Genomic DNA, 16129 nt, shown 5'->3' with positions numbered 1-16129 from the left:
TGATGACGACTCAATCGATATTCAAAGGGCTGTTGCGCCCGGTGCTGGTTTCGGCGGTGTTTTTCATGGCGCTGACCGGCCTCGCCTACCCGATCTTCACCACCTTCGCCGCGCAGTTGCTGTTCCCGTTCCAGGCCCAGGGTTCGCTGATTGAACGTGACGGACTGGTGGTTGGCTCGGCATTGATCGGCCAGGATTTCACCCTGCCTGGCTACTTCCACGGCCGCCCGAGCATGACCCTCGGCGCCGACCCGCAAGACCCGAGCAAAAGCGTCTCGCAGCCCTACAACGCAGGCTCCAGCGGCGCCAGCAACCTGGGCCCGACCAGCCAGAAACTGGTGGACCAGGTCGCGGCCCGCGTTAAAGCCTACCGCCAGGACAACGGCCTCGCCCCCGACGCCCAGGTACCGGTGGATGCAGTCACCGCCTCCGCCTCCGGCCTGGACCCGCATATCTCGGTGGCCAACGCGCGCATCCAGTTGGCACGGGTCGCCCGCCTGCGGCAGATCCCCGAAGCCGACGTGCTGCAACTGGTGAACGAAAACACCGCCAGCCGCACCTTCGGTTTGCTCGGCGAACCCCGGGTCAATGTGCTGCAACTCAACCTCGCGCTGGACGCCCGCCTGCCCCTGCCTCAGCCCCCCCTTGCGGCCAGTGAGTAAGAGATTCCCCCATGATCAAGAAAGCTCGTTTACCTCTGTTTGACCGCGCCATCGTGCTCACTGCCTGCGGCGATGCGTTCAAGAAACTGCTGCCCCAGGCGCAGTGGAAAAACCCGGTGATGTTCGTGGTGTACCTGGGCAGCATCCTCACTACCCTGCTGTGGTTCCAGTCCCTCGGCGGCCAGGGTGAAGCCCCCAGCGGGTTTATCCTCAGCATCAGCTTGTGGCTGTGGTTCACCGTGCTGTTCGCCAACTTCGCCGAGGCCCTGGCCGAGGGCCGCAGCCGCGCCCAGGCCGCCAGCCTGCGCGGGATGAAACGCCAGACCCTGGCCAAGCTGCTGCAACAACCCAGGCACGGTGCGGCGTGGCTGCCGACCGAAGCGACGCTGTTGCGCAAGGACCAGGTGGTGCTGATCGAAGCCGGCGACCTGGTGCCGCTGGACGGCGTGGTGATCGAAGGCGTGGCCTCGGTGGATGAAAGCGCAATCACCGGCGAATCGGCGCCGGTGATTCGCGAAGCCGGCGGCGACTTTTCCTCGGTCACCGGCGGCACGCGGGTGCTGTCGGATTGGCTGGTGGTGCGCATCAGCGTCAACCCGGGCGAGTCATTCCTCGACCGCATGATCTCGATGGTCGAATCCGCCAAGCGCCAGAAGACCCCCAACGAAGTCGCCCTGACGATTTTGCTGGTGGGCCTGACCCTGTTGTTCCTGCTGGTGATCGCCACGCTGAGCCCATACTCGATCTTCGCCGTGGCCATGAGCGGCAGCGGCAGCGTGGTCAGCGCCACGGTGCTGGTGGCGTTGCTGGTGTGCCTGATCCCCACCACCATCGGCGGCCTGCTCTCGGCCATCGGCGTGGCGGGCATGAGCCGGATGATGTCGGCCAATGTGATCGCCACCTCGGGCCGCGCCGTTGAGGCAGCGGGTGACATCGATGTGTTGCTGCTGGACAAGACCGGCACCATCACCCTGGGCAATCGCCAGGCCAGCAGTTTCCTGCCGGCCCCGGGGGTCAAGGAAGCCGAACTGGCCGACGCGGCGCAACTGGCGTCCCTGGCCGACGAAACGCCGGAAGGCCGCAGCATCGTGGTGTTGGCCAAGCAGAAATTCGACATCCGCGCGCGGGACATCAACGCCCTGGGCGCAAGCTTTGTGCACTTCACCGCCCAGACCCGCATGAGCGGTGTCGACCTGCCCGAAGGCCGAGGCATTCGCAAGGGCGCAGCGGATGCCATCCGCAGTCATATCGAAGCGTTGGGCGGGAGTTTTCCGGCAGCCCTGCAGGCCAAGGTCGACGAAGTATCGCGCCGCGGCAGTACGCCGCTGGTGGTGTCCGACGGTGCCAAAGCCTTGGGCGTAGTGGAGCTGAAGGACGTGGTCAAGGGCGGCATGAAGGAGCGTTTTGCCGAACTGCGGCGCATGGGCATCAAGACCGTGATGATCACCGGCGACAACCGCCTGACCGCCGCCGCGATTGCGGTGGAAGCCGGCGTGGATGACTTCCTGGCCGAGGCGCGCCCGGAAGACAAGTTGCAACTGATCCGCGACTACCAGGCCCAGGGCAAGCTCGTGGCCATGACCGGCGACGGCACCAACGACGCCCCGGCACTGGCCCAGGCCGACGTGGCGGTGGCAATGAACAGCGGCACCCAGGCGGCGAAAGAGGCCGGCAACATGGTCGACCTCGACAGCAACCCGACCAAACTGATTGAGGTGGTCGAGGTCGGCAAACAGATGCTGATGACCCGTGGCGCCCTCACGACATTCAGCGTGGCGAATGATGTGGCGAAGTATTTCGCGATCATCCCGGCGGCGTTTGTCGCGACCTACCCGCAGCTCGGTGCGTTGAACGTGATGCACCTGACCAGCCCCAACTCGGCGATTCTCAGCGCGGTGATCTTCAACGCGTTGATCATTGTCGCGTTGATTCCGCTGGCCCTGCGCGGCGTGACCTATCGCGCGATGGGTGCGGCGGCGTTGCTCAATCGCAACCTGCTGATCTATGGCCTGGGCGGCGTGCTGGTGCCGTTTGCCGGGATCAAGCTGATTGACCTGGTGCTGACCGGGCTGGGTCTCGCGTAGCACCGCAAATCCACTGTGTGAGCGGGATTGCTGTGGCGAGCCCGCTCCCACAATTGAACCGCATTTACCAGGAATGACATGCCCGCATTAAACGAAGAACGCCCCGACCCCGACGCCCTGCTCGCTCGGATCCAGCATGAAGAACAGGCCGCCTTGCGCGGCAAATTGCGTATCTACTTCGGCTCCAACGCCGGCGTGGGCAAGACCTGCGCCATGCTCGACGCGGCGCAACGGGAAGTCAGCCTGGGCCGCGACGTACTCGCCGGCGTGGTGGAAACCCACGGCCGCGAGGAAACCGCCGACCTGCTCAACGGCCTTGAACAACTGCCCCGCGCCCACCGCCTGCACCGCGACTTTGCCCTCACCGAATTCGACCTCGACGCCGCCCTGCAACGCCATCCCGCCGTGCTGCTGGTGGATGAACTGGCCCACAGCAACGTGCCCGGCTCGCGCCACCCGAAACGCTGGCAAGACGTGGAAGAACTGCTCGGCGCCGGCATCGATGTGTGGACCACCCTCAACGTCCAGCACCTGGAAAGCCTTAACGATCTGGTGAGTGGGATCATTGGCATTCGGGTGCGGGAAACTGTACCCGACCATGTGTTCGACAACGCCCACGAAGTGGTGGTGGTCGACCTGCCGCCGGATGACCTGCTGCAACGTTTGAAGGACGGCAAGGTGTACCTGGGCCCTCAAGCTGAGCGCGCGTCGCGGCACTTTTTCCGCAAGGGCAACCTGTTGGCCCTGCGGGAACTGGCCCTGCGCCGCACCGCCGACCGGGTCGACACGCAGATGCGCGTGTACCGTCGCGAACAGTCAATCAAGACCCTGTGGCCCGCCCGCGAGCGGTTGCTGGTGGGCGTGGCCGGTGACGCCGGGGATGAGCGCCTGGTGCGCGAAGCTGCACGCCTGGCGCAAAAGCTCGAAGCAGACTGGATCGTGGTGCACGTCGCCGCAGCCCAGGGGCGCGGCGCCAGGCGCTACCTCACGGCGATGAAAACCCTGGCCCTGGCCAGCGAATTCGGCGCCGACACGGCAACATTGCCGGGCATGGACGTCGCCGAAGCGCTGGCCGCCTGTGCCCGGGAACACAACGCCAATCGCCTGGTGCTTGGCCATCACCCGCGCCGGGCATGGCGGTTCTGGCATCAGTCGGTGGGCGACCGGATCAGCCGGCATCATCCGCAAATCGACCAGATCGTGATTGCCCACGGCTTATTGCCTGCCACAGCCCCGCCCCATGAAAAACCCACGCCGGCGCCCGGCAAAAGCCTGGCCTATCTCTGGGCGACCCTCGCCTGCTTCACCGCCAGCGCCATCGCCTCGCTGCTGCTGCAAGTTTTCGAACTGGCCAACGTGGTGATGCTGTTCCTGCTCACGGTGGTGCTGGTGGCCCTGCGTTTCGGGCGCGGCCCCGGCGTGTGGGCGGCAATGCTGGCAGTGCTGTGTTTCGACTTCTTTTTCGTCCAGCCGCGCTACTCGTTTACGGTCAATGACACGCAGTATTTCTTCACCTTTGCGCTGATGCTCGGCATCGCCCTGATCACCGGGCAACTCACCGCCCGCCTGCGCCACGAAGCCCGCACCGCCGCTGCCCGGGAACGCCGCGCCACCTCGCTGGCACGCCTGGCCCGCGACCTGTCGGCGGCGTTGACCGTGGAGCAGATCAGCGAAGTCGCGCTGCGCACCTTCAGTGGCGTGTTCGAGGCGCGGGTCGGCCTGGCCCTGCCGGACGCCGCCGATGGCGTGCACAGCGTGGGCGCAGGCGGCTTGCCGATCGACGACAGCATCGCCCAATGGACCTACGACCACGGCCAGTCCGCCGGCCAGGGCACCGACACCTTATCCGCCGCCAAGGGCTGCTACCTGCCGCTCAAGGCACCGATGCGCGTGCGCGGCGTGCTGGTGCTGGAACTGGCACAAAGCGAACGCCTCAACGAGCCCGAAGAACGCCGCCTGCTGGAAGCCTGCATGAGCCAGCTGGCGATTGCCCTGGAGCGTGTGCACTTCGTCGAAGTAGCCCAAAGCACGATGGTGCAGATGGAAGGCGAGAAGATGCGCAACACCCTGCTCGCGGCGATTTCCCACGACTTGCGCACACCGCTGACCACCCTGATCGGCGCCGCCGACACCGCCCTGCCCCATGCGCCGCCAGGACCGTTGACCGAGCTGCTGCAGGGCATCCATGAGCAGGCCACTTCCATGCAACGCCTGATCGAAAACCTGCTGGACATGGCCCGCATGCAAGAGCGTGGCGTGCGGCTCAACCGGCAATGGCACTTGCTGGAAGAAATCGTCGGCAGCGCCTTGCGCCAATTGCGCGAACCGCTGGCCCGGCATGTGCTGCACACCACATTGGACCCGCAGCTGCCGCTGGTGGAAGTCGACGCGCTGTTGATCGAACGGGTGCTGGTCAACCTGCTGGACAACGCTGCCAAGTACACCCCGCCCGGCACCGTCATTACCGTGGCCGCCCGCGCCGTCTCGGACAGCATCCTGCTGGAAGTCAGCGACACCGGCCCGGGCAGCGCGCCGGCCAATCTGTTCGAACCGTTTGCCCGTGGCCAGCAGGAGTCTTCCGTCGCCGGCATCGGCCTGGGGCTGGCCCTGGCCAAGCGCATCGTCGAAGCCCACGGCGGGCGCATCGAAGCCAAGCCTGGCCGCGAGCGCGGCATGCATTTCGTCATCACTTTACCGGCGGGCACTCCGCCCTCAATGGACGCCCTATGAGCACAGCACGCATTCTGATTGTTGAAGACGAGGCCAATATCCGCCGCTTTGTCGGCATCGCCCTGCAGGATGAGGGCTTCCAGGTGTTCGAAGCCGACAGCGTCAAGCGCGCGTTGATCCACGCCTCCAGCCGTCAGCCAGACCTGGTGATCGTCGACCTCGGCCTGCCGGACGGCGACGGCAAACAGTTGATCAGCGAGCTGCGGGGTTGGCTGGCGGTGCCGATCCTGGTGCTGTCGGCGCGGGATCGAGAAGAGGAAAAAGTCGCTGCCCTGGACGCCGGCGCCGATGACTACCTGACCAAACCCTTCGGCGTGCCCGAGTTGCTGGCGCGCATCCGTGCGCAACTGCGTCGACACGGGCAAACCGGCACGGTGGCGGCCACCAGCAAGGTGGCGTTTGGCGAGATTGAAGTGGACCTTGCGACCCATGAAGTGTGGCGCCAGGGCCTGCCGGTGCACCTGACGCCCATCGAATACCGCCTGCTCTGCGCGATGATTCGCGGGCAAAGCCGGGTACTCACCCATCGCCAATTACTGCTCGAAGTGTGGGGCCTGGATTACGTGGACCGCGCCCACTATTTGCGGGTGCATATGGCCCATCTGCGGCAAAAGCTGGAGGCGGACCCGGCCCAGCCGCAGTACTTCATTACCGAGTTGCAGGTGGGCTACCGGCTGGTGGGGTTGTGAACAGATGGGCGGCGGCGAAGTCGACAAACACGCGGATCTTCGGTGACAGGTGCCGGCTGGAAGGCCACAGCGCCCAGAACTGGCCCTGGTCATCGGAATGGCCGTCGAGCACAGTTTCCAGTTGGCCTTGGGCGAGGGCCTCGCGGGCCAGGAAGTCCGGCACGTAGGCAATGCCATGGCCATCCATCGCGGCCCTGAGCATGGCTTCCATGTTGTTCAAGGTCAGCGCGGTGGGCAGGCGCAATTGGGTGATGGCCGGGTTGGCGGACAAGGTCCAGTCCATGATTTTTCCGGTGGTGGCGAAGCGGTAACGCAAACACGGGTGGTGCTCCAGGTCGCCCAGGGAGTGCGGCCGACCGTTGGCGCGCAGGTACTCGGGCGACGCACACAATACAAACCTGAACGGCCCCAGCCTGCGGGCCATCAGGGTCGAATCCGCCAGGCCGCCGCTGCGGATGACCACGTCGAAGCCCTCCTCGATCACGTCCACCAGGTGGTCGTTGAAATCCAGCTCCAGTTCGATCTCCGGGTAGGCTTTGCGGAACGCCATCATGTGGGGAAAAAGAAAGCGATAGCCGATGGTGGGCAGGCTGACCCGCAACTTGCCCCGGGGCGCCTGCATGGCATGGGAGAGCATGGCGCGGGCGTCTTGCAGGTCGTCGAGAATTTTCCGGCAGCGCTCATAGAACAGTTGGCCTTCGGCGGTCAGGCTGACCTTGCGCGTGCTGCGGTGCAACAGTCGCACATTCAGCGACGCCTCTAGCTTGACGACGTTCTTGCCCACCGCCGAGGCAGAAATCCCCATCGCGCGGGCCGCACCGGTGAAGCTCAGGGCTTCGGCCGTTTTCACAAAGGCGATCACGCCACTCAGGTTATCCATCACGCCATTACATCCATAGGTTCCGTTATGAACGGAATGTAAGCCCGTTTATCCACAATTGCATCCTGATTAGAGTCTTTAACTCTTCAGACCTGCGGGAATGCCCCATGACTACCACACACGAACCTGTGCCCGCCCATGGCCGATACTCCATCCTGGCCGCCATTTGCCTGGCCGCCCTGGTATTGCCCATGAGCTTCACCGGCGGCGCCGTCGCCACGCCGTTTATCGGCCAGGCGTTTGCCGCACAGCCCAGCCAACTGGCATGGATCACCAACGCCTTCATGCTGAGTTTCGGCAGCCTGCTGATGGCCGCCGGCACCCTCGCCGATCTGTATGGGAGAAAGCGCCTGTTCTTGTGGGGCATGGCACTGTTCACCGTGATCTCCGTGCTACTGGCAATGGCGCCGGGAATTTTCTGGCTGGATGTGTTGCGTGGCGTGCAGGGCGTCGCGGCGGCCACGGCGCTGGCCAGTGGCTGTGCAGCGCTGGCCCAGGAGTTTGACGGCCACGCGCGCACCCGCGCCTTCAGCTTGCTGGGCACCACGTTCGGTGCAGGCCTGGCGTTCGGGCCGTTGCTCTCGGGGTTGATGATCGAGCACTGGGGCTGGCGCGCGATTTTCCTCGGCACCGCCCTGCTCGCCGGCCTCTCGCTGCTGTTTGCCGCGCCCAAAATGCGTGAAAGCCGCGACCCGCAGGCGCTGCGGTTGGATACCACCGGCGTGCTGACCTTTTCGGCCATGCTGGTGGCCCTGACCACCGCGGTGATCCTCGCCCCGGAACACGGTTGGACGTCGCCGCTGATTGATGCCCTGCTGGTGGCAGCGGCAGTATTTCTGCTGGTGTTTATCCTCGTCGAAAATCGCTCAAGCCAACCGATGCTGGACCTGCGGCTGTTTCGCTTCCCGCGCTTTCTTGGCGTGCAGTTGCTGCCCATCGGCACCTGTTACTGCTACATCGTGCTGATCGTGTTGCTGCCCCTGCGGTTTATCGGTGTGGAAGGCGCCAGCGCGCTGGATGCGGGGTTGATGATGCTGGCGCTGTCGGCACCGATGCTGGTGGTGCCGATGATCGCCGCCACCCTGACGCGCTGGCTGTCGGCGGGTGTGTTGTGTGCCATTGGCTTGCTGATTGCGGCGGTGGGCCTGTGGGGGTTAAGCCTGGCCGGGCAGCCCGGGCAAACCGTCGGCGCGATGCTGGTGATCGGGATCGGCACGGGGTTGCCGTGGGGCCTGATGGATGGCCTGGCGATCAGCGTGGTGCCGAAGGAGCGCGCAGGAATGGCGGCGGGGATTTTCAATACGACCCGCGTGGCCAGTGAAGGCGTGGCGCTGGCGATCACCATGGCGGTGCTGGGCGCCTTGGTGGCGCACCACTTGCGGGGTAGCGCTGCGGCGGATGTTTCAGTGATTGCACAAGCGCTGGTGATGGGTGATGTCCTGCAGGCCGGCGCGTCGATTCCACTGGCCGAACTGCGCGCGGCCTACCTCGCAGGCTTTAACACCCTGCTGCAATTGCTCGCAGGATTCACCCTGCTGACGGCGATGGTGGTTTTTGCGTTTCTGGCTCGGCGGGCCCCCCGCACGGGTCCAGGCAGAGTCGGCACTCAGTCGCTGACCTGAATCCCAGGCACAAAAAAGCCCGCTCAATGAGCGGGCTTCCTGTGGTGACCTGGCGTTCAGCGTTCCAGGTAACCTAAATATGGCGCAGCGGACGGGACTCGAACCCGCGACCCCCGGCGTGACAGGCCGGTATTCTAACCGACTGAACTACCGCTGCGCGTAACACTAAGAAGCGAATGGTGGGTGATGACGGGATCGAACCGCCGACCCTCTGCTTGTAAGGCAGATGCTCTCCCAGCTGAGCTAATCACCCTTCACTTTCGGTGTGGGGCGCATTCTATAGCATTTTTCCGTAATGTCATGATTTAAATGCAATTTATTTAAAATATTTTGCCTTCCCCCACGCGCGCCCCGCAAAACCGGTGCTTTGGGTGCAAACGCGAGTCTATTGCGTTTGCCCAAGCCTTGGCCCCACAATTAACAATTATTCTCAATAACACCTGGGTCGCGCCTTATGTCTGTGGGTGAACCGCCGTTCCAACGGGAGATTACCGAGCTGTACAGCGAGCATCACGGCTGGCTGTTCACTTGGTTGCGCCGAAAACTGGGCTGTACCCACAACGCCGCCGACGTGGCGCAGGACACCTTCGCACGGATTCTGCACGCGCGGGAGTCCGTGACGGGCATTCGCGAACCCCGCGCCTATTTGAGCACCACTGCCAGGCGGCTGATCATCGACCAGGCCCGGCGCAAGCAGATTGAAAACGCCTACCTTCAGGAACTGATGCTGACGGTGGAAACCCTGGAAGGTTTTCAGTCGCCTGAACAGCTCCACGCCACCCTGGAAGCCCTTGAACACATCGCGTTTATTCTTGAAGGCATGCACGACAACGTGCGTCAGGCGTTTGTGCTGTATTACCTCGAAGACCTGACCCAGCAGCAAATCGCCCGCCAACTGAAACTGTCGGAGCGTACGGTCCGCAAATACTTGATCCAGGCCCTGTTGCATTGCAGCCACAGCGTGGACATCTGAGCCGCGCATGCCTGACTCCCGCCAACAGATCGACGAACAAGCCGCCGAATGGATGCTTCGCCTGCACGAAGGTGAATTGACCGAGGCCCAGCGCCAGGCATTCGAACGCTGGAAGCAGCAAGGCCCACAACACGCCGCTTCCGCCGCGCGCATGGAAGACGTGGTTGCACGGATGCAGGCCCTGCGCGGGCAAAAAGCCCCGGCGCGGGCGGCCTTGAACGCCGCGTTTCCACGGCCCGGGAAAACCCGCAAGCACTACGGCCGCGCGCTGGTATTGGCGTGCAGCCTGGCCCTTCCCGCTGTGGCGCTGCTCTACAGCCCTTACCCACAACAGTGGATGGCCGATGTGCACAACGGCCCCGGCGAGTGGAAAACCCTGCGCCTGGCGGACAGCTCCACGCTGACGTTGAACGGCATCAGTGCGGCGAACCTGTATTTCGACAACCGGCAGCGCCGCATCGAACTGCTGCAAGGCGAGATCCTGGTAGAAGTGGCTCACGATCGCGAGCGGCCATTTGTGGTGCAGACCGCCCAAGGCACCCTGCGCGCGTTGGGCACGCGGTTTGTGGTCAGGCGCGAAGGCGATGTGACCGTGCTGAGCATGCTCGAATCCCGCGTGGCGGCAAAAAGCGCGAATGGCCAGCAGACGCTGGAAGTTGACGCCGGCTCGCAGGTGCAGGTCAGCGCGGACGCCGTGCGTTTGTCTGGGAGCATCGACCCGGCGAGCGTCAACGACGCCTGGCACCGCCATCAACTGGTGGTGGATAACCGGCCGTTGCCGGAAGTGCTGGACGAGATCGCCCGTCACCGTTCGGGCCGCTTGCAGTTTGATCGAGCCGCACTGGCGAATCTCAAGGTCTCGGCCGTACTGCCTCTGGACGACACCGACCGCACCTTGCAGATGCTGGCCCAAACCCTGCCCATCAAGCTAAGAACCTTTACCCCGTGGCTGGTGATCGTCAGCCCGGGCACCGAAAGTAAAAAATAATTATTCGCATTGCTTCCGCTTTTTTCCGGGCTGCCCGTCAAGGAAGGTATATCGATCAACTAAAGGACTGCCTTCACCATGCCCATCCCTTCCCACCCACGTCGGCGCCTGTTGAGTTGCGCGCCGCTGACGCTCACGCTGCTCACGACGACATTGCTGAATATCCACTTGGCCCAGGCCGACACGGTCAATGTCGCGGCACAAGCCTATGACATTCCTGCGGGGCCACTGGGCGCCACACTCAATCGGTTTGCCCAGCAAGCAGGCGTGGCCATTGTGTTCCAGTCCCAGAACCTGGCGGGGCTGAATGGGCCGGGGCTGAAGGGCACTTACAGTGTGGACGCGGGGTTCGACAGGTTGCTTCAAGGCAGTGGCTACCGGGTGATCAAAGGCAATCAGGTGTACGCAGTGGAAGCCATTCCTTCGGCTACTGGCGCCATGGAGCTGGGCCCGACGCAGGTCAGCTCCAACCAGTTGGGCAACGTTACTGAAGGGACTGACTCCTACACTCCAGGCAGCATTGCGACGGCGACACGACTGGTGTTGACCCCCAAGGAAACCCCGCAATCGGTAACCGTGGTCACCCGCAAACACATGGATGACTTCGGCCTGAATAACGTCGACGACGTGATGCGCCACACCCCGGGCATCACCGTGTCGGCCTTCGACACCGACCGCACCAACTACTACGCCCGCGGTTTCTCCATCAACAACTTTCAGTACGACGGCATTCCTTCCACCGCGCGCAACGTTGCCTATTCGGCGGGTAATACCCTGAGCGACATGGCGATCTATGACCGGGTCGAGGTGCTTAAAGGCGCCACCGGCCTGCTCACCGGTGCGGGCTCGCTGGGGGCCACGATCAACCTGGTGCGCAAGAAGCCCACGGCAGATTTCCAGGGCCATGCAAGCCTCGGCGCGGGCTCCTGGGATAACTACCGCAGCGAACTGGATGTGAGCGGCCCGATGACCGAAAGCGGCAACGTGCGTGGCCGAGCGGTCGCGGCCTATCAGGACAAGCGCTCGTTCATGGACCGTTACTCACGCAAAAGCCCGGTGTACTACGGCATCATGGAGTTCGACCTGTCCCCCGACACGATGCTGACCGTGGGTGGCGACTATCAGGACAGCTTGCCCACCGCCTCGAGCTGGTCCGGCAGCTTCCCGCTGATCAACGCCAATGGCGATCGCAATAGCGTAAACCGCTCGTTCAACAACGCCGCGAACTGGAGCAGTTGGGAGCAATACACCCGTACCGCCTTCGCCATGCTTGAACATGACCTCGGCAACGGCTGGGTCACCAAGCTGCAACTGGACCACAAGATCAACGGCTACCATGCGCTGATGGCTTCGATTCAGGGTGACGAGCCACGGGCAGACGGCACCGCACAGATCACTTCGCAAAAATACACCGGGGAAACCGTCAGCGACTCCGCCGACCTGTACGCAAGCGGCCCCTTCAGCCTGGGCGGCCGTGAGCATGAACTGGTGGTGGGCGGCTCCATCGGCATTTCCGACTGGAACGGCAAGGGCTACTGGAACCTCGCCCCCAACCTCGTCGACTTCAATAACTGGCACGGTCACGCCCCCCAACCCTACTGGGGCGCGCCGCAGCAATACATCGATGACACCATTCGCCAGACCGGCGCCTATATGACCACGCGCCTGAACCTGGCCGATGACCTGAAGCTGCTGCTCGGGGGACGGGTGGTCAATTATCACCTGACCGGCAATAACCCGTCCTACCGCGAGACCGGACGCTTTGTGCCGTATGTGGGCGTGGTGTACGACCTGAATGAAACCTACTCGGTCTACGCCAGCTACACCGATATCTTCATGCCCCAGGAAAACTACAACCGCGACCGGCAGAACCAATTGCTTGAGCCGGACGAAGGCAAGAACTATGAACTGGGCCTGAAGGCTGATTTCTTCGACGGCCGGCTGAACGCCAGCGCGGCGTATTTCGAGATCCACGAAAACAACCGCGCCGTTTCCGACGACGACTACAACAACCTGAAACCTACGCCGCAGAACTATGCCTACAAGGGCACCAAGGCCGTCACCAAGGGCTATGAGCTGGAAGTGTCCGGCGAGCTGAGCCCGGGCTGGCAGATTCAGGCCGGCTACACCCACAAGGTGGTGCGTGACGACCAGGATCTGAAGATTTCCACGTTCGAGCCTGAAGACCAGGTCAAGCTGTACACCACCTATAAGCTCAAGGGAGACCTGGACAAGCTGACCGTCGGCGGTGGCGTGCGCTGGCAGAGCGTCGGCTGGCAGGACATCTACAACACCCCCCATGGCGGTTATGAAGAGTTTTCCCAGGAAGCGTACTGGCTGGTGGACCTGATGACCCGCTACCAGATCACCAAGAACGTGTCGGCGACGCTGAACGTCAACAACCTCTTCGACAAGTCCTACTACACCAACATCGGCTTCTATAACTCTGCCGCTTATGGTGAGCCACGCAACTTCATGGTCACCACCCGCTGGGATTTCTAAACGCATAAAAAAACGCCCCCGATCACGGCACGTGATCGGGGGCGTCTTTTTGACCGGCGGTTTTATAAGCCCCAGACAGCAAAAAGCCCGCTCAATAAGCGGGCTTTCCGTGGTACCTGGCGTTCAGCGTTCCAGGTGACCGAATATGGCGCAGCGGACGGGACTCGAACCCGCGACCCCCGGCGTGACAGGCCGGTATTCTAACCGACTGAACTACCGCTGCGCGTAACACTAGAAGCGAATGGTGGGTGATGACGGGATCGAACCGCCGACCCTCTGCTTGTAAGGCAGATGCTCTCCCAGCTGAGCTAATCACCCTTCACTTTCGGTGTGGCGCGCATTCTACGGAGCGACCCAGGGTCTGGCAAGCACTTTCTTAAATAATTTTTTTCAGGCCTTCCAATGGCTTAGCGAGGGTTGGCCTATGGCGCCATGAGGAGAATAATGCCCCCCTTTGTATATAAGGAGAGACTCACCCCATGTGGTTCAAAAACCTGCTTATCTATCGCCTGACCCAAGATCTGCCTGTTGATGCCGAGGCGTTGGAAACTGCACTGGCCACCAAACTGGCGCGCCCTTGTGCAAGCCAGGAGTTGACCACTTACGGTTTCGTCGCCCCTTTCGGTAAAGGTGAAGACGCGCCCCTGGTGCACGTCAGCGGTGATTTCCTGCTGATCGCGGCGCGCAAGGAAGAACGCATCCTGCCGGGTAGCGTGGTGCGTGATGCGGTGAAGGAAAAGGTCGAAGAGATCGAAGCCGAGCAAATGCGCAAGGTCTACAAAAAGGAACGCGACCAGATCAAGGATGAAATCATCCAGGCCTTCCTGCCGCGTGCGTTTATCCGTCGCTCGTCGACCTTCGCCGCCATCGCGCCTAAACAGGGCCTGATCCTGGTGAACTCGGCCAGCCCGAAACGTGCCGAAGACCTGCTGTCCACCCTGCGTGAAGTGATCGGCACCCTGCCGGTACGTCCGCTGACCGTGAAAACCGCACCAACCGCCATCATGACCGACTGGGTCACCACCCAGAAACCGGCCGATGACTTCTTCGTCCTCGACGAATGCGAACTGCGTGACACCCACGAAGACGGCGGCATCGTGCGTTGCAAGCGCCAGGACCTGACCGGCGAAGAGATCCAGCTGCACCTGACCACCGGCAAAGTCGTGACCCAATTGTCCCTGGCCTGGCAGGACAAACTGTCCTTCATGCTGGACGACAAAATGACCGTCAAGCGCCTGAAGTTCGAGGACCTGCTGCAGGATCAGGCTGAACAGGACGGCGGCGATGAAGCGCTGGGCCAACAGGACGCCAGCTTTACCCTGATGATGCTGACGTTTGGCGACTTCCTGCCGGCGTTGGTTGAGGCCTTGGGCGGTGAAGAGACCCCACAGGGCATCTAAGTCTTAAGTGGGCACAGTCAATGTGGGAGCTGGCTTGCCTGCGATGCGGGCACCTCGGTTTATCCGTTACACCCGGGTGATGCTATCGCAGGCAAGCCAGCTCCCACAGTTGATCGGGTTAGCACTTCCAGCATTCTAATAACAAGGACCATCCCCATGCGCGCACTCGCCGCCTTGAGCCGTTTCGTCGGCAATACCTTCGCCTACTGGGTGCTGATTTTTGCCGTGCTCGCGTTCCTGCAACCGGCCTGGTTTATCGGCCTCAAGGGCGCCATCGTGCCGCTGTTGGGCCTGGTGATGTTCGGCATGGGGCTGACCCTCAAACTTGAAGATTTCGCTGAAGTCGCGCGTCATCCGTGGCGCGTGGCATTGGGCGTGGTCGCGCATTTCGTGATCATGCCGGGCGTCGCCTGGCTGCTGTGCCAGGTCTTTCACCTGCCACCGGAAATTGCCGTCGGTGTGATACTCGTCGGCTGCTGCCCGAGCGGCACCTCCTCCAATGTCATGACCTGGCTGGCCCGGGGCGACCTGGCGCTGTCGGTGGCCATCGCCGCCGTCACCACCTTCCTCGCCCCGCTGCTGACGCCCGCGCTGATCTGGCTGCTGGCTTCGGCCTGGTTGCCGGTGTCGTTCATGGAGTTGTTCTGGTCGATCCTGCAAGTGGTGTTGCTGCCGATCGTGCTTGGCGTGGTAGCGCAACGATTGCTGGGCGCCCGTGTACGCCATGCCGTAGAGGTATTGCCGCTGGTGTCGGTGGTCAGCATCGTGGCGATCGTGGCCGCCGTGGTGGCGGCCAGCCAGGCGAAGATTGCCGAGTCGGGCCTGCTGATCATGGCCGTGGTGATCCTGCACAACAGCTTTGGTTTCCTGCTGGGCTACTTCACCGCCCGTGTGTTCGGGCTGCCGCTGGCGCAACGCAAATCCCTGTCGCTGGAAGTGGGCATGCAGAACTCCGGCCTGGGCGCCGCATTGGCGAGTGCGCATTTCTCGCCGCTGGCGGCGGTGCCGAGCGCGCTGTTCAGCGTCTGGCACAATATTTCCGGGGCGTTGCTCTCAACGTACTTCCGGCGGATGAGCGAAAAGGAAGACCGCGAACTGCTGGCGAGCAAGTCCGAAACTTGATCACCTGATCAATATTCGGCACTCTATCGGGCTTCGCGTGGACGACCTCGCGACGCTATCGCGCGATTAATTCAGGGGACGACCCCGCCTTATAGAAGCGAGGTCATCATGTCCTGGATCATTCTGTTTTTTGCCGGACTGTTTGAAGTCGGCTGGGCCGTCGGATTGAAGTACACCGACGGTTTCAGCAAGCCACTGCCTACGGCCCTGACGATTGCCGCCATGGCCATCAGCCTGGGGTTGCTGGGGCTGGCCATGAAGGAGCTGCCGCTGGGCACCGCCTATGCCATCTGGACCGGTGTCGGTGCAGTGGGCACGGTGATTGCCGGGATTATCCTGTTCGGGGAATCCATGGCGCTGTTTCGACTGGCCAGTGTCGCGTTGATTATCTGTGGGCTGATCGGGCTCAAGATCAGCGCTTAGGCTACTACCGCCTTCGCGAGCAAGCCCGCTCCCACACTTGACCGAGTTGCTCAG

The 16129-nt window shown here is 62.8% G+C and carries 12 protein-coding genes and 4 tRNA genes; 11 read left to right on the top strand and 5 right to left on the bottom strand.

The features are described 5' to 3' along the window. Positions 1-2: 2 nt before the first annotated feature. The 4 genes from kdpC (at position 3) to MUM_RS0102020 (ending at position 6165) form a co-directional block, all read left to right on the top strand. Positions 3-662: a K(+)-transporting ATPase subunit C gene (kdpC, locus tag MUM_RS0102035; RefSeq protein WP_010166417.1), complete on the top strand. Its 660-nt coding sequence runs from the start codon at positions 3-5 to the stop codon at positions 660-662. Positions 663-673: 11 nt separating this feature from the next. Beyond that, complete coding sequence (gene kdpB, locus MUM_RS0102030) at positions 674-2746, top strand: potassium-transporting ATPase subunit KdpB (protein WP_010166415.1); 2073 nt, start codon at positions 674-676, stop codon at positions 2744-2746. Between the two features lie 78 nt (positions 2747-2824). Continuing rightward, positions 2825-5476: a sensor histidine kinase gene (locus tag MUM_RS0102025; protein WP_010166413.1), complete on the top strand. Its 2652-nt coding sequence runs from the start codon at positions 2825-2827 to the stop codon at positions 5474-5476. Further along, positions 5473-6165, top strand: coding sequence for a response regulator (locus tag MUM_RS0102020; protein WP_010166411.1), 693 nt, complete (start codon positions 5473-5475; stop codon positions 6163-6165). Before MUM_RS0102025 ends, MUM_RS0102020 begins: the two co-directional genes overlap by 4 nt. On the opposite strand, the gene MUM_RS0102015 is transcribed toward MUM_RS0102020, so the two are convergent. Then, a complete protein-coding gene (locus MUM_RS0102015; protein ID WP_010166409.1) occupies positions 6125-7045 on the bottom strand; it encodes a LysR family transcriptional regulator in 921 nt (306 codons plus the stop codon). The genes MUM_RS0102020 and MUM_RS0102015 overlap by 41 nt on opposite strands. Before the next feature lie 107 nt (positions 7046-7152). Between MUM_RS0102015 and MUM_RS0102010 the strand changes: the two genes are divergently transcribed. Beyond that, entirely contained in the window at positions 7153-8667 is a 1515-nt protein-coding gene (locus MUM_RS0102010; RefSeq protein ID WP_010166407.1) for an MFS transporter, read from the top strand. A gap of 80 nt (positions 8668-8747) precedes the next feature. Here the strand turns inward: MUM_RS0102010 and MUM_RS0102005 are convergent. Then, positions 8748-8824, bottom strand: a tRNA-Asp gene (locus MUM_RS0102005). A 20-nt stretch (positions 8825-8844) separates the two neighbouring features. Further along, positions 8845-8920 (bottom strand) — tRNA-Val (locus MUM_RS0102000). A 201-nt stretch (positions 8921-9121) separates the two neighbouring features. On the opposite strand from MUM_RS0102000, the gene MUM_RS0101995 reads away from it, so the two are divergent. The 3 genes from MUM_RS0101995 to MUM_RS0101985 all read left to right on the top strand — a co-directional run bounded on the left by MUM_RS0101995 (position 9122) and on the right by MUM_RS0101985 (position 13130). Continuing rightward, complete coding sequence (locus MUM_RS0101995) at positions 9122-9640, top strand: sigma-70 family RNA polymerase sigma factor (RefSeq protein WP_010166405.1); 519 nt, start codon at positions 9122-9124, stop codon at positions 9638-9640. A 7-nt stretch (positions 9641-9647) separates the two neighbouring features. Next, the gene (locus tag MUM_RS0101990; RefSeq protein WP_010166403.1) at positions 9648-10628 is read left to right on the top strand and encodes a FecR family protein; all 981 of its coding nucleotides are present in this window, start codon (positions 9648-9650) and stop codon (positions 10626-10628) included. Positions 10629-10706: 78 nt separating this feature from the next. After that, on the top strand, positions 10707-13130 hold the full coding sequence (locus MUM_RS0101985) for a TonB-dependent siderophore receptor (protein ID WP_010166401.1): 2424 nt from the start codon (positions 10707-10709) through the stop codon (positions 13128-13130). 146 nt (positions 13131-13276) lie between these two features. Here the strand turns inward: MUM_RS0101985 and MUM_RS0101980 are convergent. Together MUM_RS0101980 and MUM_RS0101975 are read right to left on the bottom strand one after the other, a co-directional pair. Further along, positions 13277-13353 (bottom strand) — tRNA-Asp (locus MUM_RS0101980). Positions 13354-13372: 19 nt separating this feature from the next. Beyond that, a tRNA-Val gene (locus MUM_RS0101975) sits at positions 13373-13448 on the bottom strand. A 161-nt stretch (positions 13449-13609) separates the two neighbouring features. Between MUM_RS0101975 and rdgC the strand changes: the two genes are divergently transcribed. From rdgC to sugE, 3 genes are all read left to right on the top strand, one after another. Beyond that, positions 13610-14530, top strand: a complete 921-nt coding sequence (gene rdgC, locus MUM_RS0101970; protein ID WP_008430455.1) for a recombination-associated protein RdgC — start codon at positions 13610-13612, stop codon at positions 14528-14530. A gap of 156 nt (positions 14531-14686) precedes the next feature. After that, positions 14687-15652, top strand: a complete 966-nt coding sequence (locus MUM_RS0101965) for a bile acid:sodium symporter family protein (protein ID WP_010166398.1) — start codon at positions 14687-14689, stop codon at positions 15650-15652. Positions 15653-15760: 108 nt separating this feature from the next. Continuing rightward, positions 15761-16075, top strand: coding sequence for a quaternary ammonium compound efflux SMR transporter SugE (gene sugE, locus MUM_RS0101960; protein WP_010166396.1), 315 nt, complete (start codon positions 15761-15763; stop codon positions 16073-16075). Positions 16076-16129 lie beyond the last annotated feature (54 nt).

It is taken from the genome of Pseudomonas sp. PAMC 25886 (assembly GCF_000242655.1).
In the GTDB taxonomy this organism is placed as follows: domain Bacteria; phylum Pseudomonadota; class Gammaproteobacteria; order Pseudomonadales; family Pseudomonadaceae; genus Aquipseudomonas.
Note: the sequence above shows the minus strand (reverse complement) of the source record. Positions and strands in the feature narration are given on the sequence as shown.